The organism is Mesorhizobium sp. B2-3-10 (assembly GCF_006442275.1).
Classification (GTDB): Bacteria; Pseudomonadota; Alphaproteobacteria; order Rhizobiales; family Rhizobiaceae; genus Mesorhizobium; species Mesorhizobium australicum.
On the sequence record NZ_VFVT01000004.1, the window covers coordinates 134,402 to 158,991 of the forward strand.

22 protein-coding genes and 1 pseudogene are annotated in these 24,590 nt (G+C 64.4%); 11 read left to right on the forward strand and 12 right to left on the reverse strand.

Annotation, left to right across the window (positions count from 1 at the left end; genetic code table 11):
• Nucleotides 1-249: 249 nt before the first annotated feature.
• Nucleotides 250-1,371, reverse strand: a complete 1,122-nt coding sequence (locus FJ943_RS13365; RefSeq protein ID WP_140722083.1) for an FAD-binding oxidoreductase — start codon at nucleotides 1,369-1,371, stop codon at nucleotides 250-252.
• A 115-nt stretch (nucleotides 1,372-1,486) separates the two neighbouring features.
• On the opposite strand from FJ943_RS13365, the gene FJ943_RS13370 reads away from it, so the two are divergent.
• The 5 genes from FJ943_RS13370 (at nucleotide 1,487) to FJ943_RS13390 (ending at nucleotide 8,207) form a co-directional block, all read left to right on the forward strand.
• A complete protein-coding gene (locus tag FJ943_RS13370) occupies nucleotides 1,487-2,392 on the forward strand; it encodes a LysR family transcriptional regulator (RefSeq protein ID WP_140663722.1) in 906 nt (301 codons plus the stop codon).
• Nucleotides 2,393-2,481: 89 nt separating this feature from the next.
• A complete protein-coding gene (locus FJ943_RS13375) occupies nucleotides 2,482-4,560 on the forward strand; it encodes a hydantoinase/oxoprolinase family protein (RefSeq protein ID WP_140663721.1) in 2,079 nt (692 codons plus the stop codon).
• Between the two features lie 4 nt (nucleotides 4,561-4,564).
• Nucleotides 4,565-6,550 carry a hydantoinase B/oxoprolinase family protein gene (locus FJ943_RS13380; RefSeq protein WP_140663719.1) on the forward strand — a complete coding sequence of 662 codons (1,986 nt, stop codon included), beginning with the start codon at nucleotides 4,565-4,567 and terminating at the stop codon, nucleotides 6,548-6,550.
• Nucleotides 6,547-6,849: a (2Fe-2S)-binding protein gene (locus FJ943_RS13385; protein ID WP_140663718.1), complete on the forward strand. Its 303-nt coding sequence runs from the start codon at nucleotides 6,547-6,549 to the stop codon at nucleotides 6,847-6,849. Before FJ943_RS13380 ends, FJ943_RS13385 begins: the two co-directional genes overlap by 4 nt.
• Nucleotides 6,846-8,207, forward strand: coding sequence for an FAD/NAD(P)-binding oxidoreductase (locus FJ943_RS13390; RefSeq protein WP_140663716.1), 1,362 nt, complete (start codon nucleotides 6,846-6,848; stop codon nucleotides 8,205-8,207). Before FJ943_RS13385 ends, FJ943_RS13390 begins: the two co-directional genes overlap by 4 nt.
• A gap of 41 nt (nucleotides 8,208-8,248) precedes the next feature.
• Here the strand turns inward: FJ943_RS13390 and FJ943_RS13395 are convergent, their stop codons facing one another.
• Nucleotides 8,249-9,574 (reverse strand): FAD-binding oxidoreductase, encoded by a 1,326-nt coding sequence (locus FJ943_RS13395; RefSeq protein ID WP_140663714.1) that lies wholly within the window; start codon nucleotides 9,572-9,574, stop codon nucleotides 8,249-8,251.
• 221 nt (nucleotides 9,575-9,795) lie between these two features.
• Here FJ943_RS13395 and FJ943_RS13400 point away from each other — a divergent pair, with 221 nt between their 5' ends.
• Nucleotides 9,796-10,272: an Lrp/AsnC family transcriptional regulator gene (locus FJ943_RS13400; protein ID WP_127327820.1), complete on the forward strand. Its 477-nt coding sequence runs from the start codon at nucleotides 9,796-9,798 to the stop codon at nucleotides 10,270-10,272.
• Between the two features lie 174 nt (nucleotides 10,273-10,446).
• Here the strand turns inward: FJ943_RS13400 and FJ943_RS29950 are convergent.
• Nucleotides 10,447-10,728, reverse strand: a pseudogene (locus FJ943_RS29950) (LysR family transcriptional regulator); the annotation flags it as partial.
• Nucleotides 10,689-11,234 (reverse strand): LysR family transcriptional regulator, encoded by a 546-nt coding sequence (locus tag FJ943_RS29955; protein WP_224720454.1) that lies wholly within the window; start codon nucleotides 11,232-11,234, stop codon nucleotides 10,689-10,691. The gene FJ943_RS29955 and the pseudogene FJ943_RS29950, both read right to left, overlap by 40 nt.
• Nucleotides 11,235-11,325: 91 nt before the next feature.
• Between FJ943_RS29955 and FJ943_RS13410 the strand changes: the two genes are divergently transcribed.
• Genes FJ943_RS13410 through FJ943_RS13415 form a run of 3 tightly spaced genes read left to right on the forward strand, consistent with a single transcriptional unit; the run spans nucleotide 11,326 to nucleotide 13,843 of the window.
• Complete coding sequence (locus tag FJ943_RS13410; RefSeq protein ID WP_348642087.1) at nucleotides 11,326-12,789, forward strand: NADH:flavin oxidoreductase; 1,464 nt, start codon at nucleotides 11,326-11,328, stop codon at nucleotides 12,787-12,789.
• Nucleotides 12,790-12,826: 37 nt separating this feature from the next.
• On the forward strand, nucleotides 12,827-13,357 hold the full coding sequence (locus FJ943_RS30235; protein ID WP_318011848.1) for a hypothetical protein: 531 nt from the start codon (nucleotides 12,827-12,829) through the stop codon (nucleotides 13,355-13,357).
• A gap of 9 nt (nucleotides 13,358-13,366) precedes the next feature.
• Nucleotides 13,367-13,843, forward strand: a complete 477-nt coding sequence (locus FJ943_RS13415) for an Lrp/AsnC family transcriptional regulator (RefSeq protein ID WP_140663712.1) — start codon at nucleotides 13,367-13,369, stop codon at nucleotides 13,841-13,843.
• 39 nt (nucleotides 13,844-13,882) lie between these two features.
• Here FJ943_RS13415 and FJ943_RS13420 read toward each other — a convergent pair whose 3' ends face one another.
• The 8 genes from FJ943_RS13420 to FJ943_RS29615 all read right to left on the reverse strand — a co-directional run bounded on the left by FJ943_RS13420 (nucleotide 13,883) and on the right by FJ943_RS29615 (nucleotide 22,602).
• Complete coding sequence (locus tag FJ943_RS13420) at nucleotides 13,883-15,538, reverse strand: ABC transporter ATP-binding protein (protein ID WP_140722086.1); 1,656 nt, start codon at nucleotides 15,536-15,538, stop codon at nucleotides 13,883-13,885.
• Nucleotides 15,535-16,380: an ABC transporter permease gene (locus tag FJ943_RS13425; RefSeq protein ID WP_140664008.1), complete on the reverse strand. Its 846-nt coding sequence runs from the start codon at nucleotides 16,378-16,380 to the stop codon at nucleotides 15,535-15,537. Before FJ943_RS13425 ends, FJ943_RS13420 begins: the two co-directional genes overlap by 4 nt.
• A 2-nt stretch (nucleotides 16,381-16,382) precedes the next feature.
• Nucleotides 16,383-17,333: an ABC transporter permease gene (locus FJ943_RS13430; protein ID WP_140663708.1), complete on the reverse strand. Its 951-nt coding sequence runs from the start codon at nucleotides 17,331-17,333 to the stop codon at nucleotides 16,383-16,385.
• A gap of 86 nt (nucleotides 17,334-17,419) precedes the next feature.
• A complete protein-coding gene (locus FJ943_RS13435) occupies nucleotides 17,420-19,030 on the reverse strand; it encodes an ABC transporter substrate-binding protein (RefSeq protein WP_140663706.1) in 1,611 nt (536 codons plus the stop codon).
• 63 nt (nucleotides 19,031-19,093) lie between these two features.
• On the reverse strand, nucleotides 19,094-19,816 hold the full coding sequence (locus tag FJ943_RS13440) for an HAD-IA family hydrolase (RefSeq protein ID WP_140663704.1): 723 nt from the start codon (nucleotides 19,814-19,816) through the stop codon (nucleotides 19,094-19,096).
• A gap of 237 nt (nucleotides 19,817-20,053) precedes the next feature.
• Nucleotides 20,054-21,427, reverse strand: a complete 1,374-nt coding sequence (locus FJ943_RS13445; RefSeq protein WP_140722094.1) for an aspartate aminotransferase family protein — start codon at nucleotides 21,425-21,427, stop codon at nucleotides 20,054-20,056.
• A 13-nt stretch (nucleotides 21,428-21,440) separates the two neighbouring features.
• Nucleotides 21,441-22,280 carry a GNAT family N-acetyltransferase gene (locus tag FJ943_RS13450; RefSeq protein ID WP_140663701.1) on the reverse strand — a complete coding sequence of 280 codons (840 nt, stop codon included), beginning with the start codon at nucleotides 22,278-22,280 and terminating at the stop codon, nucleotides 21,441-21,443.
• A gap of 181 nt (nucleotides 22,281-22,461) precedes the next feature.
• Complete coding sequence (locus FJ943_RS29615) at nucleotides 22,462-22,602, reverse strand: hypothetical protein (protein ID WP_181173042.1); 141 nt, start codon at nucleotides 22,600-22,602, stop codon at nucleotides 22,462-22,464.
• Between FJ943_RS29615 and FJ943_RS13455 the strand changes: the two genes are divergently transcribed.
• Both FJ943_RS13455 and FJ943_RS13460 read left to right on the forward strand, forming a co-directional pair.
• Nucleotides 22,601-23,269 carry a haloacid dehalogenase type II gene (locus FJ943_RS13455; RefSeq protein WP_140663699.1) on the forward strand — a complete coding sequence of 223 codons (669 nt, stop codon included), beginning with the start codon at nucleotides 22,601-22,603 and terminating at the stop codon, nucleotides 23,267-23,269. The genes FJ943_RS29615 and FJ943_RS13455 overlap by 2 nt on opposite strands.
• A gap of 16 nt (nucleotides 23,270-23,285) precedes the next feature.
• The gene (locus FJ943_RS13460) at nucleotides 23,286-24,560 is read left to right on the forward strand and encodes an FAD-binding oxidoreductase (RefSeq protein ID WP_140663697.1); all 1,275 of its coding nucleotides are present in this window, start codon (nucleotides 23,286-23,288) and stop codon (nucleotides 24,558-24,560) included.
• Nucleotides 24,561-24,590: the final 30 nt, after the last annotated feature.

Below are 24,590 nucleotides of genomic sequence, written 5' to 3' on the forward strand. Positions count from 1 at the left end.
CAATCTGCTTTGAACGCATCGACTTCTGGCAAGTGCGCCATGGCGCGTCAGCACGACTCCAAGTGTGCTACGTTTTGAACGGAAGCTTTGCGCCTCACATATTCGTTCAGGGCAGCAAAGCACTGATCCCAAAACCGGTCATCGATGAGCGAGCGCGAACTGCAACGCATTGAGTGTTGTCGAGGGTTATAGAGCTACGGATGACCGCGTCACAACCGTTTCGTGCGACCCGATTCTTCTCTGTAACCATCATGCAGCAGCGCGGCTGAAGCGGTTGATCATGAAATCGTCGAGCGGCGTTTCGCAACGGTCGGTCGCGATGAGCTCGGCCATGGCGTCGCCCACGCCCGGACCAAGCTGGAAGCCATGTCCGCTGAAGCCGAAGGCGTGGAACAGGCCTGGCGTCGTGGCCGAGCGGCCCATGACCGGCAGCATGTCCCTGATATAGCCCTCGCAGCCGGACCATGTACGGATGACCGCGACCCGCGCGATTGCCGGCAACAACCGCGCGACGGCGCGCAATTGCAGGGGAAGGCGCATGGGATCGGCGGCCGCATGGCCGGGATCGAGGTTCACCGACACCCTTTCGGCGGCGCCGCCGAAAACGATGTTGCCCCGCTCGACCTGACGCAAATAGGCGCCATGGTCCTTGTCGCGCGTCCAGATGCCGAGCACCGGCAGAATCCGATGCGGCAGCGGCTCGGTCACACCCATCTGCGGACCGCGGGCGTCGAGCGGGACCTCTTCGCCAAACTGTGCGGCAATGCGCGCGCCCCAGGCTCCGGCGGTGTTGAGCAGGCACTCGGCGGCGAATGCACCCTTCGAACTGGTGACAAGGAAACCAGAACCCGTGTGGGTGATCTTCTCGACCTCAGCTCCCTCGATGATTTGCGCCCCCAGTTTGCGGGCCGCCTCGGCAAAGGCGGGTGCGATCAGCCGTGGATTGCCGCTGCCATCTTGCGGAGAGAACGACGCTCCGATCGAGTCAGGGCCGAGGCCGGGAAACCGGGAACGGATCTCACGCGGGCCGAGTTCTTCCAGCTCGAGCCCCCACGGCCGCGCGGCTTGGGCATAGGCCCGCATATCGGCAAGGCTTCCTTCATCGAAGATCAGCCGGATATGGCCGGTGGCGCGGAACTCGACGTTGCGGCCAAGCATCTCTTCAGCCTCGCCCCACAGCCTGAGCGAGCGGTGGGCCAGCGGAAGCTGGGACAGATGGCGCCCCGTGCGCCGGATGTTGCCAAAGGAGGCGACGGTCGCCCCGGTGCCGATCCGCTTGCGCTCGACCAGCGTCACGCGCGCGCCGCGCCTCGCGAGGAAATAGGCTGAAGCCGTCCCCATCAGTCCACCGCCCAGCACGATCACGTCCATGGTTATTCCTTGTGCGGAGCGGATACTCCCTGAAGACGCCGATCTTGTCGGCACCGCTTCATTGCGTCAAAGATGAGTTTGGACAACAGCCATAAGCCGAACCTATGGAGTGGCAATGCGGGCCCGTCAGCTCGAAGTGTTCATCGCCGTCATGCGCGCGGGCACGGTGACCGCCGCGGCGCGGATGCTGAACATTTCCCAACCCGCTTTGAGCCAGATCGTGATCCACACCGAGGACGAACTCGGCTTCACGCTGTTCGAGCGCGTCAAGGGCCGGCTGCGGCCGACCCCGGAGGCGCTCGAGATCTTCGCCGATGCCGAGCGGCTGTCGGCGGGGCTGGAGGGCTTGCGCCGCAAGACCACCGACCTTCGGCTGGGCCGGACGGGGCTGGTGCGGGTCGCGGCCTCGCCGCCGCCGTCCATGGCGATCTTGCCGCGCGCCTTCACCAGCTTCCGGGCGCAGCATCCCGACATTTTGCTACGGTCCCACATGGCGCCGATCGCCGCGATCATCGACATGCTGCGCGCCGGCGATGCCAGCCTCGGCGTCGCCATGGACGACCGCCTGCCTCCCGATATCGACGCGGAAGTGATCGGCAGCGTCGGCTTCTCATGCCTGCTGCCCACGGGGCATGCGTTGGCCGGGAAGACCGAGCTGACGCTCGCCGATCTCGCCGGCGAAGAGTTGATATCCTATCGCGCAAACACCCGTCCCGCCGACGAACTGGCCCACGCTGCCCGCGCGCAGGGTGTGGTGCTTTCGCCGTCGCTCGAGATCGACGTCTCCATCTCGGCCGTCGGCTTCGTCCAGGCCGGCCTGGGTGTCGCGCTCGTCGACGCGCTGCTGCCATGGCACCAGTTTGCCGGCCTTGCCGTCAGGCCGCTCGCGGCGGGGCCGGAATTTCCGATCGCGCTGCTGACCTCGCGCACGCGGGCGCTTTCGCGGGCCGATGAGATGATGCGCGAGCAAGTCCGCGCGGCCTGTTCCGCCGTGCTGGGCGGTGACAGAGCAAGGGCATAAGCAAGACTTATAGTCCCGCTCGTCATACGTCTTGGACCCTGGCCATCCTGTCGTGTCAGCTTTGGTTGGCAGACAGGAAGGGACGCATCATGGATGGTGCCATCGTGGCGGACGAGGCGAGCAACGAAGCCGACTGGAAGGTCGGCGTTGATATCGGTGGCACATTCATCGATTTCTGCGCGCTCGAAGCAAATTCGGGGCGCGTCGCCTCGCTGAAAGTGCTGACGACGCCGGAAGATCCGGGTGCCGAACTGATAACGGGCCTCACGCTTATGGCCGAGCGTGAAGGCTTTGATCCTGCCCGCATGACGCGCTTCGTGCACGGTACGACCGTTGGCATCAACACCATCATCCAGCGCAAGGGCGCACCGCTGGCGCTGTTCACCAATGCCGGCTTCGAGGACGTCATCGAACTGGCGCGGCTGCGCATGCCGGACATGTATTCGCTGTTCTGCTCGCGGCCGGACCCGCTGATATCGCGCGACATGGTTTTCGGCATTCCGGCCCGCATGCGTGCCGATGGCAGCGAGTCCCGGGCGCCGGACATGGCGGCGGTGGAAAAGGCGGTGGCGGTGGCGAAAGCGAACGGAGCGCAAGGCATCATCGTGTCCTTCCTCCATTCCTGGCGCAATGCCGCTCAGGAAGCTTCGGTGAAGGCGAGGATCACGCGTCTTGCGCCCGACCTGTTCGTCTTCTCCTCGGCCGAGGTCTGGCCGGTCATCCGTGAATATGAGCGCAGCTCGACCGCCATCCTCAACGGCTATGTCCATCCGCGCGTCTCCGGCTATCTGACGGCGTTGGAAGAGCGGCTGAAGGACCACAGTGTACCCGCCCGCCCCATGCTGACCAAATCGAATGGCGGGCTGATGAACGCTGCCGAAGGCAAGCGCGCCTGCGTGAACATGCTTTTGTCGGGGACAGCCTCCGGTGTCATGGGCGCCTCGTGGCTGGCGCGCCAGGCCGGAGAGGACAGGATCCTGACCCTCGACATTGGCGGGACCTCGGCCGATTTCGCGCTCATTATCGATGGCGAGCCGCAATTCGGCACCGGCGAACTGATCGGCGAATTTCCGCTCCACATCCCTTCCGTGTCGGTAAGCTCGATCGGTGTCGGCGGCGGCTCGATCGCCAGTGTCGATGCACAAGGGGTGCTGCGGGTCGGACCGGAATCGGCCGGTTCGACGCCAGGACCGGCGTGCTATGGTCGTGGCGGCGAGAGGCCGACGGTGACGGACGCCATGGTGGTGTGCGGATGGCTCGGTCACAGCGAGATGGCCTATGGCCAGTTGCGGATCGACACCGGCCTGGCGCATCGCGCGGTCGGCGAGCTTGCCGCCCGGCTCGACCGCCCCATCGAGCAGACCGCGCAGGCGATCCTCGACATCGCGGTGTCGGAGATGTTCGTCGAGGTCGAGAAGCTTGCCTCGCGCGCCGGCGTGGACTTGCGCGATTTCACGCTGATGCCCTTCGGCGGCGGCGGGCCGATGCTGGGCGCATTCCTTGCCCGCGAACTCGGCATGAAGCGCGTCATGGCGCCCCGCCGGCCCGGTGTGGTGTCGGCGCTGGGCGGACTGGTGGCGGATTTGCGCGGGGACTTCATTCGCACCATCTTCAGCCCGCTGTCTGGCGTGGCGCTTGCCGGAATTCGCGAAGCCTTCGAGGCGTTGACGCGCGAGGGCCGCGACTGGCTCGCGGCGCAGGGGCACGATGCGGCGGCGGAGCTCAGTCTCACCTGCGACATGCGCTATGTCGGGCAGAGTTATGAGATCGAGGTCGTCCTTCAGCCGGAATGGCTGGCGGAGGGCAATGTGGCCGCCATCGCGCAGGCCTTCCACCTCACCCATGAGCGGCTCTACGATTTCCACGACCCGGAGGGCGGGATCGAACTTGTGAATGTCCGGCTATCGGCCATAGGCGCAGGGCCGAAACTCTCCTTCCCGGAAATCGACGAGGTCGATGCTCCGGCCATTCCGGCGCGCCGGCTCTCCGTCTACACGGGCGCGAGCGTCGAGACTGTCGACCTCCACGACCGGCAAGCCCTCGTGCCGGGCAGCATGTTTCACGGGCCTGCCGTGGTCGTTCAGGAAGACACCACCTTTGCCATTCCCGCGGGAGCGCAGGCAAGGGTCGACCGCCATCTCAACCTTTTGCTGACCTTCCCGGAGTGATGCCTTGTTTGACCGGACAAACCTTCAGGTTCTGGCGAACCATGCCCGCGCGGCCGCAGAGAACATGGCGCACACGCTGCACCGCACCGCGCACTCCGCCTTCGTCAAGGAGACGCAGGACTTTACCGTGATGCTGATGGACCGTTCAGGCGCGACCTTCGCCGTGCCGATGGAGCTCGGCGCCACCTGGTATCCGGGGCTTTCGTATCACCGCGCGATCGCCATGGTCGATGACTACCGGCCGGGAGATATTGCCTTCACCAACGATCCCTATTCCGGACACGTCGCCACGCACGCGCCCGACACGCATCTTTGGAAGCCGGTCTTCGTCGATGGCGAGATCGTCGCCTGGACCGGCGGGCATATCCACAACACCGATATGGGTGGCGCCGTGCCGGCTTCGCTCAGCCGGGCGCTGACCGAAATCCATCAGGAAGGCATCCGCTTTCCCCCGATGAAGCTGGTGAGAGAGGGCGTCTTCGACGAGACTATCCTGCGGATCATGAGCACCAATGTGCGCAAGCCCGACCTCAACATCGGCGACATCAAGGCGCTGGTCGGCGCGCTTAACACCGGCGAGCGCAAGATCCAGGCAATGGTGAGGAAGTTCGGCAAGGCAGGCTTCATCGAAGGCGTTTCCGCTCTTCTCGACCAGGCGGAAGCGCAGGCGCGCGACGTGCTGCGCTCCATGCCCGACGGCACATGGGATTTCTGCGACTATGCCGATGAGGATTCCGTCGAGGCCAATCCGTGCCGGCTGAAGCTGACGCTGACGATCAAGGGCGACGAGGCGGTGCTCGACTTCACCGGCTCCGATCCGCAGCTCGGCTCCTCGCTCAACGTGCCTTCGGGCGGTGACCCGCGACACACCATGCTGCTGGTTGGCGTCTACTACGTGCTCTACACGCTCAACCCGAAGATCCTGCTCAACACCGGCCTTACCCGGCCGTTTACCTGCATCACGCCCCGGGGCTCCGTGCTGAACCCGGTACACCCCGCCGCCGTGGGCATGCGCTCGCTCACCTGCGCCCGGCTGCGGTCGGTCATCTTCGGCGCCTTCTCGCAAACGGTGCCGGAGCGCCTGCCAGCAGCTCCGGCCGGCAACAACTGCATCGTCAATGTCATGACCACGGACGAGCGCACTTACCGGACCGTCATCACGGCGGTGAATCCCGTGGTCGGCGGCGGCGGGGCGATGCCGCATCGCGACGGAACCAATGGATCGGGCGCGGATGCCGCCTATCTCAAGAACACGCCGATCGAGATCACCGAGACCGAGACCCCGGTCGAATTCGTGAAATACGGGCTCGCCAGGGATAGCGGCGGGGCGGGGCGTTGGCGCGGCGGGTTGGCGACCGAAATGGCCTTCCGTGTCTTTGCCCCCGATTCCAGGATCACGGCGCGCAACCGCGACCGCAGCTTCTTTCGTCCCTGGGGCGTGCTGGGCGGCAAGGCGGCCGGCCTGTCGGACATGATCGTCAATCCAGGGACCGAGCATGAGCGGCGGCTGGGCAACATCGACACCACTGTGCTGCAGCCCGGCGACGTGCTTGAGATACGCTCCGCCGGAGGCGGCGGGCGCGGCGATCCGCATCAACGCGAACCCTGGCGGGTCGCGCAGGATGTGCGGCGAGGCTATGTCTCGCCGGCTGCGGCCGAGCACGGCTATGGCGTCGTCATCCGCGGCGGCGAGAGCGACGAGCAGGCAACGGGGCAATTGCGCGCGCGGCAGGCGCCTGCCGCCGGCCATTTCCATTTCGGTCCGGAGCGCGACGGCTACGAAGCGCAGTGGACGCCGGCCGCCTATGACCGGCTCACGGCCATACTGGGAGATTTGCCGATCCACTGGCGGTTCTTCACCAAGACGGAGATCTTCCGCCGCATGAAGGGCCGTTCGGGGCCGGAAGGCGTCCAGCAGGCGTTCGACGCTGTTTGCGAACGGTTCCCGGAACTGCCTCGTCCTGGCCCGGTGCGAGAGGCGGCGGAATGATCACCGCCGGCCGCATCGTCCGGCTGGCCGAATTCGGGCGGGCGCACCTGCATTTCTTTCTCGACGGACAGATGTGTAGCGCATTGGCGGGCGACACCGTGCTGACCGCCATGCTGGCATCAGGACACGCGCTGCGAAAATCCGAGTTCGGACCCGAGTGGCGCGCCGGGTTCTGCCTGATGGGAGCCTGCCAGGATTGCTGGATATGGCAGGACGAGGGACCGCGCATCCGCGCGTGCTCGGCCCCGATCACCGAAGGCATGCGGTTGCGCACAACGGAGCCGGAGAGCTGGCCGTGAGCGAGACCTCGCCGCGGATCGTGATCGTCGGCGCCGGTCCCGCCGGCATAAGGGCCGCGGCCATGCTGGTCGAGGCCGGGCTCCACCCGGTGGTGATCGATGAAGGGCAGCGCGCCGGCGGGCAGATCTACCGCCGCCCACCTGCCGGGTTCGTCCGCACGCCGGAGCAGCTCTACGGGTCGGAGGCGGCGAAAGCGGTCGCATTGCATGCCCTCTTCGACCGGCTGGCCGAAGAGGGGCGCCTCACCCATTGCGCGGCAAGCTCGGTCATCGCCTTGCAGGAGGGGCGGCTGCACGTGTTGGGGGAGGGCGGCGTACAGCTGGTCAGCTATGACCGCCTGATCCTTGCGACGGGCGCATCCGACCGTGTCGCTCCGGTCCCGGGCTGGCAGAGTGCCGGCGTCTACAGCCTTGGCGCGGCGCAGATCGCGCTCAAGGCGCAGGGCGTGGCGCTGGGGCAGCGCATCGTCCTGATCGGATCGGGGCCTTTGCTGACGCTGGTTGGCGCCCAACTCGTCAAGGCTGGAGCGGATGTGGTGGCGGTGCTCGACACCTCTTCCCGGCGCCAGCAGATGCGGGGACTCTGGGACCTTGCCGCCCGGCCGCTGGTCGCGCTGCGCGGTCTCGCCCCGCGGGCGAGGCTCGGCGGCCGCTATCATGCCGGCGTGACGCTCGAACGGATCGAGGCCGACGGCAAAGGTGTCACCGCGATCCGCTGGCACGACGCCGGCGGCAGGGAACATCTCACGCTATGCGACACGATAGGCATGGGCTGGCACTTGCGGGCCGAAACGCATCTCGCCGACCTGGCGGGATGTGCCTTCATTTATGACGAGCAGTGGCGGCAATGGCTGCCAAAGACCGATGAGATGGGCCGCGCCGGCAACGGAGTCTATCTTGCGGGCGATGGAGTTCGTCTTCTGGGAGCAGACGGCGCGGAGATCGCGGGGCGTCTTGCCGCGGTGGCGTGCCTTGCCGATCTCGGATTTCCAGCGCCCTCCACCGCGTCCGATTTGCGCAAACTCGCACGGCTCGAACGCTTTGCCCGCGGCCTGGCTCGCGCCTTTCCCTGGCCGACGGCGATGGCGCGGGCACTCCCCGACGCGGTCGTCTGCCGCTGCGAGAACGTGACCGCCGCGGCCCTACGCCAGAGCACTGATTTCGGCGGTAGCGAAGCCAACAGGGTGAAATCGCTGTCGCGCGTCGGCATGGGGCGATGCCAGGGGCGCTATTGTCAGCTGGCCGCCGTCGAACTCATCGCGGCGCAGACCGGCTGCACGCCTGGCGCTGTCGGTCGGTTCCGCGGGCAAGCGCCTGTCCGCCCGGCGCCTATCGGCGCCTTTCTGCGGGACGGCTGATGCGATTCTGGGCCGACCTGGTATGTCTGCCTGTATCACGTCTAGAAGTCGGCGACCTTCCCCCAAGACGAAGCGTCGAAGCGCCTGGGATCATAGGATTGCGGATCGACAATCGGTTTGGAGCCGGTCATCAGATCGGCGACGAGATGCCCGGCGCCGGGTCCGATGCCGAAGCCATGCCCCGAGAACCCGGCAGCCAAAAAGAAACCCGGAACGATATGGATCTCCCCAATGGCAGGCACACCGTCGGGCGTGCTGTCGATGTAGCCGGCCCAGGTCGCGCTGATCCTGGTCTGGCGCAGTGCCGGCAGCAGCTCGAGCGCCCGGGCGTGGGCCAGGCGGATGGTCGCCTGGTCCGGAACCGGGTCGAGGATGCGCATCCGCTCCATCGGTGTCGGCTGGTCGAGCCGCCAGTGTCGGAGCGTTTCGTGACCCGAGCGCATGCCCTGCAGGCCGCCAGGCGCGAGGCTGCGCCACCGTTTCAGGAACATCGGCAGGAACTGCGAGGAGAAGCGCAACTGCTGCGGCGTAACGTCCACGCGCCCGCGTCCGCTTATGGCGAGCGTGTAGCCGCCGTCGCCGCGACGCGTGACCGAGATCCCTTTCGTGTGCAGCGCATCCGGCAGACCTTCCGCGCCTGGCGAGACGGACAGAATGGACGAGCGGATCGACGCCTGCGGAAAACGGAAACCGAACTGCCGGCAAAAGGAGGAGGCCCAGGCACCGCCGGCCAGCACAGCCATCTTGGTCCGGATCGTTCCGCTTTCGGTGACCACGCCGCTCAGGCGGCCGCCTTCGGTCTCGATACCGCGCGCGGCGCAATTCTGGTGCACTGAGCCGCCAAGCTTGAGGATGGCGCGGGCGACCGCGGGTGCTGCCCGCGACGGATCGGCGGTGCCGTCGGTGGGCGAGAAGACGCCGCCCTTCCATGTCCGGCCAGTGGCGCGGCCCCGCTCGCAGGCCTCGGCGCCGTCGAGCATATGCGTCGTGACGCCAGCCGTTTTGGCGAAGTCACGCCAGCGCACCCAGCCGGCCAGTTCCGCATCGTCGTTGCTGAGATAGAGCAGGCCGCAGCGGCGAAAGCCGGTTTCTTCGCCGGTTTCCGCCGCAAAGCTGCCCCACAGGTCGATGCTTCTTGTCGCCATCGGCAACTCGCGCGCGTCGCGGTTCTGCTGGCGGCACCATCCCCAGTTCCTGGAAGACTGCTCGGCGCCGATGCGTCCCTTTTCGACGAGCGCCACCTTCATGCCGCGCCGTGCCAGGTAGTAGGCCGCGAAGATACCGACGATGCCGCCGCCGATCACCACCGCGTCCGCGATCCGTGGCAGGTCTCCGGATGTCTCGATTTTCTGTAGGGGTGCGCGCATGGTCTCTCTGCCTTGACGCGCCAATTTAACGCGTTGCGCAGGCAGCCGCTGCCGCAGTTGCGGCCGAAGCAGAATTTTATTCCGGCAACGCAGTCAAAATCGGGAGCCGCTGCGTTTCAAAGCGCTCTCCGCTTGGATGGACAGACCCACGGGCTGTGGTAGTGTCAATGTCTATGAGCAAGGCAGCATTTTGTGCTGCGGCATGTTCTGCGGAGACGACAGTGAAACTGGATCGGATCGATATCAAGATTCTGTACGAGTTGCAGAAGAATGGCCGCATCACCAACGTGGAACTGGCTGATCTGGTGCACCTGTCGCCAAGCCCGTGCCTGATGCGGGTCAAGAGATTGCAATCGGAGGGCTACATCGAGGGCTATTCCGCGCAGATCAATATCGGCAAGCTCGGCCAAACGCTGACCGTGTTTACCGAAATCACCTTGAAGAACCATCGCCAGGTGGATTTCGCCCGCTTTCTCGCCGTGGTTGAGAAGATCGACCAGGTCATCGAATGCCACCTCGTGTCGGGTGGCTACGACTATTTGATGAAGTTCGTGACCGCCGGCATCGCCGAGTACCAGACCATCATGGAGCGGCTGACCGACATGGATATCGGCATCGACAAGTATTTCAGCTTCGTGGTGCTGAAGTCGCCGATCGTCAAGGCGCACATGCCGCTGCCCAGCCTGTTTCCGAGGTAGTCCGCGGCGACCGCGCCGCGCTTGTCGCCTGCGGCCCGCTACAAGGCGTCCGGCCGCAATATCCGGTGCAGTGCCTTCAATTCGGCTTGCATCTCGGCGATCATCCAGGCAGACGACAGGCCGTACCGGCCTTGAGCGCGGCGCTATCAGCTGATGGATCCGACCCGTCTTGATCTGCCTGTCCGAGGCCGGGACAAGGGTTCCCTGAAGCAATGCCCTTGAAACGTTGCTGAGCCAGCCGAGCGCCACGCCTTCCCCGTTCATCGCGGCTTGAAGCACGACCGCGTAGTCCGAGAATTCGAGCCACTTTGCCCTGCTGGTCTTGCGGTCCGCCACACTGCCCCAGGCGTCCAGCCACTGCTCCTTGGCGTCGGTCAGGTGAAGCAAGGCATGACCTTCCCCGGTTCCGGCATGGATCAGCCGGCCGTGGGCCGACAAATAGGATGGGCTGCACACCGGAACGATGATCTCCGGCGAGAATGCCCAATGGTGATAGTGGGTGTCGTCATCAGCCTCGTGGCAAGGTCGACAGTCTCGGCGGGTCCTCGCAGAACGCCCGCGATCAGTTCGAACCACAGGTCGACGTCAGGAAACCTGGTGTTGAATGCCCCTAACCTCGGAACGAACCAATAGGTTGCCAGAGAACTCGAAAGGGAAAGAGTCACCACCGGCTTTGCAGCGCTGTTCTGCCTGATCCTGCGGATCGCCTCCGCAATGCCGTCAAATCCCTCCCGCACCGCCGAATAGAGGGCACGTCCCTCCGGGGTCGGGGTCAACCCCGCAGGACCCCGCGTGAAAAGAGCAACACCAAAATCGGCCTCGAGCTGGGCAATGCTGCGGCTGATCGATGGTTGCGTGACGTTGAACTCGCGCGCCGCCGCCGTGAAGCTACCCGACCGGACAGCAGCTTCGAAGACAAGCAGTCCGCGCGCGGAAGGAACGAGTTTTGCGAAACCAGCCATACGCCCAGCGTATAGCGACCCCAACAATTTACAAGCTTTCTACGATCTCGGAAATGGCGAAGTATAACCCTGATGAATGGGGGAGCAGGACGTGAAGGCAGCGGCATCTCAAGCGGGCAGCACATCCAGCGATCCTCTGCTTCAGCCGTTTCGGCTCAAGGGTCTGACGCTGCGCAACCGCGTCGTCAGCACCAGCCATGCCTCGATGCTGGACGATGGCGGCCTGCCGCTCGAGCGCTACCAACGCTACCACGAGGAGAAAGCGCGCGGCGGCCTGGCGATGACCATGGTGGGCAGCTCGGCCATGACGTCGCCCGACTCGAGCTGGGGCGGCGGTCAGTTGGACCTCTCGACCGACCGCATCGTGCCTCATCTCCAGTCGCTGTCGCAGCGGGTGCATCGCCATGGCGCTGCCATCATGTGCCAGGTCTCACACCTTGGCCGGCGCGCTACCGCCTATGCCGGAAACTGGCTGCCGCCGGTGGCGCCGTCACGCGTTCGCGAGACGCGGAACCGGAATTTTCCAAAGGAGATGGACGCCGCCGACATCGACAGGATCATCAAGGATTACGCCAGTGCCGCTAGGCGCTGCGTGGACGGCGGTCTGGACGGCGTTGAAACCGTCACCGGCGGCCATCTGATCGGGCAATTCCTCTCGCTCAGAACCAACAGGCGCACGGATGGCTTCGGCGGCTCGCTGGAAAACCGCGCACGCTTCGGCCTGATGGTTCACGAGGCGATCCGCCGCGCGGTGGGCGACGACTTCGCTGTCGGCATCCGGTTCGTGATCGACGAGGCGGTCGAGGATGGCTCGGATTTCGAGGAATGCCTTGCCTTCGCCAGGCTGTTCGAGCGGGAAGGCCATATCGACTTCTTCAACTGCATCTTTGGCCGCATGGACACCGATCTGTCGCTGGCTGAGCAGAACATGCCCGGCATGTTCAGCCAGAGCGCGCCGTTCTTGCCGCTGGTCGGACAGTTCAAACGGGAAACCAGGCTGCCCGTGATCCACGCCGCAGGCATTCGGGACATAGCGACGGCCCGCCATGCCATCCGCGAGAACCTTGTCGACCTGGTCGGCATGACCCGAGCGCATATTGCCGACCCCCATATCGTCAACAACGTGATGCGCGGCGAAGAAGAACGCATTCGCCCGTGTGTCGGCGCGTCCTACTGCCTCTACAAGAAGGTGCAGTGCATTCACAACCCGGCGAGCGGCCATGAAACGATCATCAGCCATACCATCATGCGGGCTGAAACGCCGAAACGGGTGGTAGTGATCGGCGGTGGCCCGAGCGGGATGGAAGCGGCAAGGGTCGCCGCCGAGCGCGGCCACAGAGTGAGCCTGCTCGAAGCTGGGGCGCGGCTTGGTGGGCAAGTGCTCATCGCGGCCTCGGCGTCCGATCGCAGGGATCTCATCGGCATAGTCGACTGGCGCGTAGACGAACTCGCGCGGCTTGCAGTGGAAGTCCGTCTCAACACCTATGCGGAGGCAGAAATCGTCATTGCTGCGGAACCGGGCGCGGTCATCGTCGCCACCGGCGGCGTTCGCTGAACATTGCGACAGCGTATGGGACGTCCTGACCGGAGTCGTGCCGGCGAAGCACGATGTGCTGATCTACGACGAGACCGGACGCCAGGCCGCAATTTCCTGCGCCCTGCATCTCGCCCAACACGGGCGCGTGGCCAGCCTGGCCATAGCGGACGACACGCTGGCGATCGAGACGCCCTATCCGGACCGGGTGAGTTTCCGCAAACGCGCCTCGGAACGCGGCATCCGCGTCGTCAGCGATATGCGTCTGGTCAAGGCAGCGCGCCAGGGCAACGGCATCGCCGCCACGTTCCGGCATGAACTCACTGGTGCGGAAACAGAAATGACCGCGGCCCAACTCATTGTCGAGCGCGGCACCGTGCCCATGGAGGATACCTACCAGGAACTGCGTGCGCGCTCCGCCAACAACGGCGTCACCGACATAGCGCTGATGACGGGAACGGCAACGGACGGGGATAATAGTTCCCAAGCTGCCGGATCGTTCGTCCTGCACCGCATAGGAGACGCGGTCGCCAGCCGGGACATCTACTCGTCGATCTATGAGGCCTACCGGCTCTGCTCGCAATTGTAGACAAGGCCCATGAAACTCGATCGGATCGACATCAAGATTCTGTACGAGCTGCAGAAGAACGGCCGCATCACAAATGTGGAGTTGGCCGAACGGGTCAGTCTCTCCCCCAGCCCATGCCTGATGCGGGTAAAGAAGCTGCAGGCTGAAGGCTATATCGTGCGCTATTCGGCGCAGATCGACATCGCAAAGCTGGGACGGACGCTCACCGTCTTCACGGAAGTCACGCTAAAGAACCATCGACAGATCGACTTCGCGCGTTTCCTTGCCGCCGTCGACAAGGTTGATGCGGCCGTCGAATGCCACCGCGTTTCCGCCCGCTACGACTATTTGATGAAATTCGTGGCCGCCGGCATCGGCGAGTATCAGGAGATCATGGAGCGGCTGAGCGACATGGATATCGGCATCGACAAGTGTTTCAGCTTCGTGGTGCTGAAATCTCCCATCGTCAAGGCGCACATGCCGTTGCCCAGCCTGTTCCCGATGTAGTCAGAGCGGCTCACCGTTTCCGTAAAATGCTGAGCGGCTCTAGCGATGGCCGTATTGGCTGACAAGCTCGGGATCGCGGACGAGGCCATCGAGCCACGTCGGATCGAGCTTCGGCACGGAGGAGAACAGAAGCTTGGAATAGGGGTGGGTGGGCGCCTGCAACTTGTCGGGCGTGATCTGCTCCACCCGCTGCCCATTATACATGACCATGATTTCGTCGCAGATCGCTTCGACGACGGAGAGGTCGTGGCTGATGAAAATATAGGAAAGGCCCAACTCGCGCTGCAACTCCTTGAGCAGTTGGATCACCGCGGCCGCGACCACCGTGTCGAGCGCCGAGGTGATTTCGTCGCAGATGATGAGCTTGGGGTCGGCCGCCAGAGCGCGCGCGAAGTTCACGCGTTGCTTCTGGCCACCCGAGAGCTCCGACGGACGGCGATAGCGCAGGCCCCTCGGCAGGCGAACCATGTCGAGCAGTTCGTCGACGCGCTTCGAGCGCGCCTGTCTGTCGAGCCCGTGATAGAAGGCCAGCGGGCGGGAGATGATGTCCTCCACCGGCTTGGCTGGATTGAGCGCGGTGTCGGCATACTGGAACACGATCTGCATCTCGCGCAGCTGGTCCTGGCTGCGTTTCCCCGCAGTGCGCTCCAATTCCTTGCCGTCGAAGACGATGTCGCCGGCCGCCGCCGGATGGATGCCGGCGATGACGCGCGCCAGCGTCGATTTTCCGCAGCCGGATTCGCCGATGACGCCGAGATTGCGTCCCTTCTCGACGACTAGGGTGACGGAATCAACCGCGCGGATAATCGGCAGTCCGTCACCCCGCACCGCGCCGTAGCCGGCGGTCACATTGTCGATACGCAGCAGCTCTTTCGTCCCGGCATCCGCGTCCGCATGCGCTTGCCGCGGTTTCGGCTCGAAGGCAGCCAGCAGTTCGCGCGTATAGGGGTGCTGGGCAGCCGAAAGTATCTGAGCCGTGGTGCCTGTCTCCTGCACTTCGCCGCCCTTCAGCACGACGATGTGGTCGGCGATCTGGGCGACGACGGCGAGGTCGTGGGAAACGTAGACCCCCGCTATTCCGCCCGCCCGCATGACCGACTTGAATGCCTTCAGCACGTCGATCTGCGTCGTCACGTCGAGTGCCGTCGTCGGCTCGTCGAAGATCATCAGCTTGGGATCGCCGGTGAGCGCCATGGCCGCCGACAGCCGCTGCAATTGCCCGCCCGAAACCTGGTGCGGGTAGCGCGCGCCGATCCCTTCCGGATCCGGCAACGACAAGGCCCGGAACAGCTCGACCGCGCGCTTGCGCGCCTGCTCGGGCGACATCAGCCCGTGGATGCGCGTAACCTCGATCACCTGCTCCATGATGGTGGACGAGGGGTTGAAGGAGGCGGCGGCACTTTGCGGAACATAGGCAATGTCGGTGCCGCGCAACCTGGCGCGCTGCTTTTCGGAAAATGCCGCCATGTTCTTGCCGTTGACATTGATTTCGCCGCCGGTAATCCGGCAGCCAGGCCGCGCATAGCCCATCAGCGAGAGCGCGATCGTCGTCTTGCCGGAACCGCTCTCACCGATCAGGGCGACGATCTCGCCATCGGCGATGTCGAGGCTGACGCCCTTGATGATTTCGACGACACGACCGGCGTCGGTCGTCGCCTCGATCCTTAGGTTCCTGACCTCGACGAGATTGGTCATGCGTCCCTGTCCCTGATCTTCTGCGGCAGGTTGTCGATCAGCAGGTTGACGCTGATGGTGAGGCTGGCGATCGCCAGCGACGGAATGATGACCGCGGGCGCCGCGAAGGGCAGGCCGCCGATGTTCTCGCGCACCAGCGCGCCCCAGTCGGCGAGCGGCGGCTGCAGGCCGAGCCCGAGGAAGGACAGGCCTGAGAGCAAGAGCACGATGAAGACGAAGCGCAGGCCGAAGTCGGCCAGAACCGGGCGCATGATATTGGGTAGGATCTCGGACCCGATGAGATAGGCGGTGCTTTCGCCGCGGACGCGAGCGACGGTCATGAAGTCCATGCTGTTGATGTTGACCGCGAGCGCCCGCGCGAAACGGTAGGCGCCGGGAATATAGATGACGGCGAGCGTCAGGATCAGCGCCGGGATCGACGAGCCGACAGCGGCGACGACCACAAGGCCGAACAGCTTGCTGGGGATGGAGTTCATGGCATCGAGGAAGCGGCTAAGGCAGCTGTCGAGCCAGCCGCCGGTGACGGCAGCGATCATCCCCAGCACGACGCCCGAGAAGCAGGCGATGGCGACGGCTGCGAGCGATATGCCGACGGTGTAGCGCGCGCCCATCAGCACCCGCGAGAGCATGTCGCGGCCCAGATAGTCCGAGCCGAGCCATAGGCCCTGACGCATCGGGCCGAAATAATCGTCGTCGACGATATCGCCGATCGAATGGGGAATGATGCAAGGCGCGAAGATGGCGATCAGCGTCCACGCCAGGATGACCAGCGCGGCCACGACGCCCACGAGATTGTAGCTGTGGCCAAGAAATGACCGTCGGGAAGCTGCCACGCGCGCCATCGTCACCTGAGCCTCGGGTTGGACATGATGGCGATGATGTCGGCGACGGTGATGAGCAAGAGATAGCCAAGGCAGAAGATCATCGCGCAGCTCTGGATCAGCGGCAGGTCGCGGGTCGCGACGGCATCGACCATCAGCTTGGCGATGCCGGGATAGTTGAAGATCGTCTCCACGATGATGACGCCGCCGACCAGATAGGACAGCGACAGCGCAACCGCGTTGACGATTGGCCCGAGCGCATTGGGGAGTGCGTGCTTGAGCACCATGCGGCCGCGTGAGGCGCCTTTGAGAAGCGCCATCTCGACATAAGGCGTGGAGAGCGTTTCGATCACCGCGGCGCGGGTCATGCGGATCATCTGGGCGGAGATGACGAAGGTGAGCGTGATCACCGGCATTGCATAGATGCGCACGAGGTCGGTCAGCGTATGCGCCTCATTGACCGAGGAAAGCGCTGGCAGCCATTTGAGATAAACGGCGAAAAGCAGGACCGCCAGCGTGGCGACCATGAATTCCGGCACCGAGATGACGCCGATCGAAAGAATGGTGACGGTGCGGTCGTAGAGCGAGCCGCGCAGCATGGCGGCGGTGATGCCCAGCGTCAGCGCCAGGGGGACCGAGAGCAGCGTGGTGATGCCGGCGAGCTCCATGGTGTTGATGAAGCGCCCGCCGATCAGTGCCGCGACCGGCATCTCATTGGCATAGGAGGTGCCGAGATCGCCGTGGAGCAGGCCGAGAAGCCAGCGCAGGAAGCGCAGGATTGCCGGATCGTTGAGATGCATGGCCTCGCGCAGGCCGGCGACGGCTTCGGGTGTCGCCGCCTGGCCGAGCAGGATCGACGCGGTGTCGCCGGGCAGCATGCTGGTGGCGAAAAAAACGGCGAACAGGACGATCAGAAGCGTGATGACCGCGATTGCCAGCCGCTTCAACACGAGGTTTAGAACCCCAGACGTCATGGAAGCGCTCCTGCGGTTGCGTTCGGCCAAGCCATGTTGCGCAATAAGTGCCAGGGACCGGCTGTCCGGTCCCTGGCAGGCGCCTCTCAGGCTTCGAGCCAGAGATATTCCGCCATTGCGTAGCCCATCATGCCACCGAGCGGGTTCGCCTCCAAACCCTTCACCTTGCTGGAGAGGGCATCGACGTTGGAAATGTAGGCTGGGATGATGGTGCCGGCCTCTTCGGAGACCATGGTCTGCATCTGGCCGTAGATTTCCTTGCGCTTGGCCTGGTCGAGCGAGCCGCGCGCCTCGATCATCAGCTTGTCGAACTTCTCCGACTTGTACTGGCTTTCGTTCCAGGGCGCGTTGGAGGCGTAGAGCAGCGAGAACAGGATGTCCGGCGTCGGGCGTGGATTGATGTTGCCGAAATGGACCGGCGCCTTGAGCCAGTAATTGTCCCAGTAGCCGTCGGACGGGACGCGCTGGACATCGAGCTTCATGCCGATATCGGCACCGGCGGCTTGGATGATCACCGCCATGTCGATCGACGAGGTCGCGGCATCGGAGGCGACCACGGGGATGGACTGACCGAGCAGGCCCGACTTCTGGAAGTGGAATTTGGCCTTGTCCGGGTCGAAGGCCTTCGGCTTGAGGTCGGCATTGTGGAAGATGTTCGCCGGTGAGACGGGCTGGTCGTTGCCGACTTCGCCAAGGCCGCGCAATGCCGATTTGACGATCTGCTCGCGGTTGACGAGGTATTTCATGCCGGTCACGAAGTCGGCCTTGTTGCCGGGATCCATGTCGAGCCGAATGTTGAGGTCGGTGTAGTTGCCCGAGGTCGTCTTCGACAATTCGAAGCCCTGCTGGCCGCCGATGAGCTTCATCGCGCGCGGATTGATCGAGGCGGCGAAGTTGATGTCACCGGAAAGCAGGGCGTTCACGCGGGCGCTGTCATCGCTGATGGCGATGAATTCGAACGAGTCGAGGTAGGGCTTGCCGGATTTCCAGTAGTTCTTGTTCTTGGTGACGACCGACCGCACGCCTGGTTCGAACGTTTGCAGCACAAAGGCGCCGGTGCCGTTGCCTTTGGAGAAGTCGGTGGTGCCATCGGCGATGATCATGAAGTGATGCAGCGCCAGGATGGTCGGAAGGTCGGCATTCGGATCGGCGAGCGTGATTTCGACCGTGGACTTGTCGACGGCCTTGAAACCGGTCATCTGCGCGGCGATCTTGGCGACCTTGGAACCGATCGCCGGATCGAGATGGCGCTTCATCGAGAAGACGACGTCGTCGGCGGTGAGGGCCTTGCCGTCGTGGAAGGTGACGCCCTTACGCAGCTTCACCGTCCAGGTCTTGGCGTCCTTGCTGTCGAAGCTTTCGGCCAACTCCATCTGCGTGACGCCATCCTTGTCGAGGAAAGTCAGGCGGTTGTAGAGCGAGCAGCAGCGGACATAGTCGGTCGACAGCGACGCCTTTGCCGGATCGAGCGTGTCGGCGGTCGAGGACGACCAGCCGGCGGCCTTGAAGCTGCCGCCGGAAACCGGCGTGGCGGCGACGGCATTGGTGGCGCGGCCAAGCACCATGCTGCCCGCGGCAACCGCGGCGCCGCCGGCCAACAGCATCTTGAGGAGTTCGCGGCGGCTCGCGCCCCGCCGAATGGCATTTTCGACCATGGCATCGTCTGCGCTGGTCCAGTTCGTGATCTTGTCGGTCATATCATTCCCCTTTCTGTTTGTTTTCCGGCTTGCTCGTCTTGACGCGGCTTTCCGGGCTTGGGCTCAGGTTCGTTGCTTCAGGCTTTCCCGTACGGCCGACGCCGACGCGGCCATTGAGGTGAAGTGGTAGTCCGGCACGGTGAAGCGCTCGGGCTCGATCGTGCCGCCATAGCCCTTCTGGGCATGCCGGCGCTCGATCCAGCAGTTGGTCAAGCCAAGCGCCCGGGATATGCCGATATCGTGATACTGGCTTTGCGCGACGTGCAGGATGTCATCCTTGCTGTCGCCCCTTGAGGCGACGAAATCGAAGACCTTCTGGAAAAAGGCCGGGTCCGGTTTTTCCGTGCCGGTATCGTCGGCCGTGAAGGTGGCGAAGAAGGGCGATCCGAGTTGCTTCTCGAAATGATCGAGCGCCCAGCGCCGGGCATTGGTCATGGCGATCAGCCTGTGCGATTTCGCAAGCTCGGCCAATGCCGCCGCGCTGTCAGGAAAGCCTTGCCAGACGCTGGCGGAGTCCCGCAGGCGGATGCCGTATTTCTCCTCGGCCGGCAGGCCGAGCCGTGGCGCGATGACCATGTAGACACGTAGGAGATCGTCGGGAAACAGGCTCGCATCGGGCATGTAGCGGGCCTGCCGGTAAAGGCTCAGCGCTTCCTCACCATCGAGCGAAACGCCGGCCTCGGCGGCGATTCCGGCCAGGCAGGTCGTTATCCCGCCTTCGAAGTCGATCAGCGTGCCGACGACATCGAAGGTCATGTATTTGAATTCGCTAAAGCCCCTGGCCAAGACTGGGTCTCCTCTGCGTACGGCCGAATTGCATGTGTTGAACAGAACAAAATTCCGTGCTGTCAGGGGCGTCGGCCTTTTTCGAAGGCCCGGAAATCCAAGCTTTCTGGCCTTGTCTTATAAGCAGTCTGGCACTTCCCCCGCGCTGGATTCGCCGAAAAGGCGCGAGGGGGCGGCACAAAATTGCGAAATCGTCTGCCCCGGCGCTATTTCGAAACACGGGGCATTGGTCTGCCGTCATGCCAGGGCCTGGCGGATGTCGGGATCGTCCAGTGTCTGGTCGAGCGTCCGGCGCGTGCGCTCGATGATCGCATCGATGTCGCCGTCGGTGCAGCAGAGCGGCGGTGCATAGCCGATAACCCCATGCGCAAAGGCACGGATGATCAGGCCATTGTCCCATGCCCTGTCGAAGACGCGCCGCGCCGGCATGGCCGACGCCGGAAGCGGTGTCTTCTTCCGCTTGTCGACCACCAGTTCGATCGCGGCAAGCATGCCGCGGCCGCGCACATCGCCGACGAGCGGGTGGTCCCTCAGGCCCTCCAAGCCCCCCATCAGGCGAGCGCCGGCCTTGATGCCATTCTCCAGAAGGCCGGCTTCATAGAGCTTCAACACTTCGAGCGCGACGGCGGCGCTGACGGGATGAGCGGAATAGGTGTAGCCGTGACCGACCGCCGAGGAGCCCGCGCCATCGGCGATGACGTCGTAGACATGATCGGCCATGAACACGGCGCCCATGGGAACATAGCCCGAGGTCAGCCCCTTCGCGGTCGTCATGAAATCGGGAACGATGTCCTCATCGGTACAGGCGAACAAGGGTCCCGTGCGGCCGAAGCCGGTGATCACCTCGTCGGCGATGAACAGGATGCCGTATTCCCGGCAGAGCTCGCGCATCGCCTTGATCCAGCTTTTCGGTGGAACAATGACGCCGCCTGAGCCCTGGATCGGCTCGGCATAGAAGGCAGCGACCCGCTCCGGCCCGATCTCCTCGATCTTGGCCTTCAGCGCGGCGAGTGATGCGGCGATGATCGCGTTCCCTTCCTCGCCCACCGGGTTGCGATAGGGATAGGGGGAGGGGATCTTGTGCTGCCATTCGAAGGGAATGCCGAAACCGGCGTGAAAGGCGGGCAGGGCGGTCAGGCCCGCGCCGACCACCGACGAGCCGTGATAGCCCTGCTCGATGGAAATGAACTGGTCGCGCTTTGGCTCGCCCCTGGCATTCCAGTAGTAGCGGACGAAACGGACCGTGCTATCGACCGCGTCCGACCCGCCAAGTGTGAAGAAGACGTGATTGAGATCTCCGGGCGCGCGCTCGGCCAGTTCCGATGCGAGCCGGATGGCCGGCTCAGAGCCGAGGTCGAAATAGGCGGTGGCGTAGGGAAGCTCGCGCATCTGCCGGGCAGCCGCCTCGACGATGCTGTCGTGGCCGTAGCCGGCATTGACGCACCACAGTCCCGCGAAACCGTCGAGAAGTTGCCGGCCGGACGCATCGGTCACGGTCGCCCCCTTCGCCGATTTCAAGACGCGCACGCCTTGCGCCTCATGACCACGGTATGAAGAGACCGGGTGGACGAGATGGGCGCGGTCGAGTTCGATCAGGGAATTGGCGAGCATTCTATCCTCCGGACTAGCCCAGCGCCTGGTTGGCGAGGGCGTAAACTCTTGGCCATGCCTGTTCCATGTTCGTCTTGGGTGGACGGTCCATGGCCACGCCACCGCCGACATGGGCGAGGCCGATGTCCTCCAGCCAGCCGGCGATGCCGGTCCCGCTGCCGGTATCGACGCGCAGGAAGGCGCCGGGACGTGGCGCGGCAAAGAAGCCGATCAGGGCCTTAGCCTCGTCGGTACTTCCCGCGATGACCGGACCGATCACCTCGCCGCGTCCGAACGGGCGGATTGCGGCATAGGCCTCGATGGCGCCGTTGCGGCGGATGACGGCGAATTGGCCGCGCTCCGCCAGCGCATCGATGAGAGCTTCACGGTCGGCGCCGTAGGCGTCGCGGTCCAGCGCCTTGATGTCCGGGAGATCGGCGGTGTCCGCAGCTTCCACGCCGTCGGGCGCACCAAGCTTGGAAACGCTGCCCTGATGTTGCCGGATCGTACCGGACGGCACGAAGCCGAGCTTTTCATAGAGAGGAATGCCGTCCGCTGTCGCGACGAGCCGCAACGGACGGTCGCCGGCAAGGGCGAAGGCCTGATCCATCAGCCGGCGACCAAGCCCCTTGCCCCGCACAGTCCTGTCGACGATCACCATGTTGATCATGGCGCAATCCATGCCATAGGGCGTTACCAGGATGGTTCCGGTGACGCGGCCCTGGTCGTCGAGCGCGACCGCACCGTTCGAGAGCTGCAGCGCCATCTGCCAGTCCTGCGGGCGATGCGGCCAATTCTCCTGGCGAGAAAGCGCTACGGCGCCCTCGATATGGTCCGGCCCGAAGGTCTGGAGTTCGATCTCGCCCTGCTGCATGAGGCATCCTTCCGTTTAGTGCCCAAGTCTCGGCCATCGGCGCGCCGCAGATCATCTGAAGGCATCGGCTTCGGCGGTATCTTTCGCCGTAGCGCAAGCGGTGCACCGCATCTTGTGCTGGCACTGGCCGCGGCGGATGCGTTTCACGCCGGTCGCGGCGCCGCGATCGGCACGCCAGATGCTACAGCGTGCCAAACCAGCGGGTGGATACGGAACTTTCTGCTTTCGGGAGGGCGATTTCGGTCAGGTGGGTCGCCACCGGCGGCCCTATGATGAAATACATCCCAGCGCGGATGTGCTTCCACCGGAGATCGACGGACATGGCTTCCTTCAGGCCCAAATACATCACCTTCGACTGCTACGGCACGTTGACCTTTTTCCAGATGGCGGAAGCGGCGCGCGATCTCTATGGCAGCCGGCTCGATGAGCCGCGCATGCAGGAGTTCATCAAGAATTTCGCGGCGTATCGGCTCGACGAGATCATGGGCGACTGGAAGCCCTATGCCGATGTCGTCCACAATGCGCTCGAGCGCGCCTGCAAGCGCAACGGCGTTGCCTTCAGCGCCGACGATGCCAGAGTGATCTATGAGCGCGTCCCGACCTGGGGGCCGCACGCCGACGTTCCGGCCGGCCTGGCGAAGGTCGCCAAGGAAATTCCGTTGGTCATCCTGTCCAACGCCATGAACGCGCAGATCATGTCCAATGTCGAAAAGCTTGGTGCGCCGTTCCATGCCGTCTACACGGCTGAGGAGGCGCAGGCCTACAAGCCTCGTTTTCAAGCCTTCGAGTATATGTTCGACAGGCTGGGCTGCGGCCCCGAGGACGTTCTTCACTGTTCGTCCTCTTTCCGCTACGACCTGATGTCGGCACACGACCTCGGCATCAAGAACAAGGTCTGGGTCAATCGCGGCCACGAACCAGCCAACCCGTATTACGGCTATGTCGAAATATCGGACATTTCGGGTCTTGCAGGCGTGGTCGGTCTCTGAAACAGGCGGATTCCCGATGAAGTTCGTCTCCTACTGGCACGACACCGCCCCTGCCTTTTCCGGCGGGGCGCAAGGCCCGGTCGAGGGGCACTACGATGCCGCCGTCATCGGCGGTGGCTTCACCGGTCTCGCCGCCGCGCGCCAATTGGCGAAGGCCGGCGCCAAGGTGGTCGTGCTGGAGGCGGAGTGGGTGGGCTGGGGCGCATCCGGCCGCAATGGCGGGCACCTCAACAACGGCCTTGCCCACGGCTATCTCTCCGCCAAGGCGGAGCTCGGCAAGGACCGCGCAATCGCGCTCTACCGGGCGCTGGACGACTCCGTCGACACCATAGAGGCGCTGGTCGCGGAGGAAGGCATCGACTGCAATTTCCGCCGCGCCGGCAAGCTGAAGCTCGCCTCCAAGCCGCAGCATTTTGCATCAATCGCCCGCAATTTCGAAGCCCTTCACGCCGAGGTGGATCCGGACACGGCGCTGCTGTCGGCGACGGATCTCAAGTCCGAGATCGGTTCACCCTTCCACGGCGCGATGCTGTCGAAGAAGAGCGCCATGATGCATATGGGCCGCTATGTCGCGGGTCTCGCCACTTCAGCCGCCCGCCACGGCGCCGAGATCCACGAGAACGCGGCGGTGACGGGCCGCAAGCAGGCCGGCGGCAGGCATGAGCTGACCACCTCGCGTGGCCGGATCAGCGCCGATAATGTGCTGGTGGCGACCGGCGCCTATACGACGCCTGATTTCGGCTATTTCCGCCGCCGGATCATCTCCGTCGGCAGCTTCATCATCGCCACGCGGCCGTTGAGCGACGCCGAGATCGCCGCCACCATGCCCGGCAACCGGACATGCGTGACCTCGATGAACATCGGCAACTACTTCCGGCTTTCGCCCGACAGGCGCCTGATCTTCGGCGGCCGCGCGCGCTTTTCGGCGACATCGGACCAGCGCTCCGACGCCAGGAGCGGAGAGATCTTGCGGGCAGGCCTCGCGGCGATCTTTCCGCAGCTGGCCAAGGTCGAGATCGATTATTGCTGGGGCGGGCTGGTCGACATGACCAAGGACCGCTTCCCGCGCGCCGGCTACCATGACGGTGTCTGGTTCGCGATGGGCTATTCCGGCCACGGTGCGCAGCTTTCCACCCATCTCGGCATGATCCTGGCCGATGCCATGCTCGGCCGCGAGGACCGCAATCCGATGAAGGGGCTCGAATGGCCGTCCATTCCCGGTTACTCCGGCAAGCCCTGGTTCCTGCCGATGGTCGGCCTCTACTACAAGGCGCTCGACCGGATTCAGTGATCGCCGGTCTGGCCCGGCTTGGGCAAAAAA

Coding starts and splice junctions, on each gene's coding strand:
- FJ943_RS13365 (WP_140722083.1), bottom strand. CDS start 1,371: ATGGACGTGATCGTGCTGGGCGGTGGACTGATGGGGACGGCTTCAGCC.
- FJ943_RS13370 (WP_140663722.1), top strand. CDS start 1,487: ATGCGGGCCCGTCAGCTCGAAGTGTTCATCGCCGTCATGCGCGCGGGC.
- FJ943_RS13375 (WP_140663721.1), top strand. CDS start 2,482: ATGGATGGTGCCATCGTGGCGGACGAGGCGAGCAACGAAGCCGACTGG.
- FJ943_RS13385 (WP_140663718.1), top strand. CDS start 6,547: ATGATCACCGCCGGCCGCATCGTCCGGCTGGCCGAATTCGGGCGGGCG.
- FJ943_RS13395 (WP_140663714.1), bottom strand. CDS start 9,574: ATGCGCGCACCCCTACAGAAAATCGAGACATCCGGAGACCTGCCACGG.
- FJ943_RS29955 (WP_224720454.1), bottom strand. CDS start 11,234: ATGGCTGGTTTCGCAAAACTCGTTCCTTCCGCGCGCGGACTGCTTGTC.
- FJ943_RS13415 (WP_140663712.1), top strand. CDS start 13,367: ATGAAACTCGATCGGATCGACATCAAGATTCTGTACGAGCTGCAGAAG.
- FJ943_RS13420 (WP_140722086.1), bottom strand. CDS start 15,538: ATGACCAATCTCGTCGAGGTCAGGAACCTAAGGATCGAGGCGACGACC.
- FJ943_RS13425 (WP_140664008.1), bottom strand. CDS start 16,380: ATGGCGCGCGTGGCAGCTTCCCGACGGTCATTTCTTGGCCACAGCTAC.
- FJ943_RS13430 (WP_140663708.1), bottom strand. CDS start 17,333: ATGACGTCTGGGGTTCTAAACCTCGTGTTGAAGCGGCTGGCAATCGCG.
- FJ943_RS13435 (WP_140663706.1), bottom strand. CDS start 19,030: ATGACCGACAAGATCACGAACTGGACCAGCGCAGACGATGCCATGGTC.
- FJ943_RS13445 (WP_140722094.1), bottom strand. CDS start 21,427: ATGCTCGCCAATTCCCTGATCGAACTCGACCGCGCCCATCTCGTCCAC.
- FJ943_RS13450 (WP_140663701.1), bottom strand. CDS start 22,280: ATGCAGCAGGGCGAGATCGAACTCCAGACCTTCGGGCCGGACCATATC.
- FJ943_RS13455 (WP_140663699.1), top strand. CDS start 22,601: ATGGCTTCCTTCAGGCCCAAATACATCACCTTCGACTGCTACGGCACG.
- FJ943_RS29615 (WP_181173042.1), bottom strand. CDS start 22,602: ATGTCCGTCGATCTCCGGTGGAAGCACATCCGCGCTGGGATGTATTTC.
- FJ943_RS13460 (WP_140663697.1), top strand. CDS start 23,286: ATGAAGTTCGTCTCCTACTGGCACGACACCGCCCCTGCCTTTTCCGGC.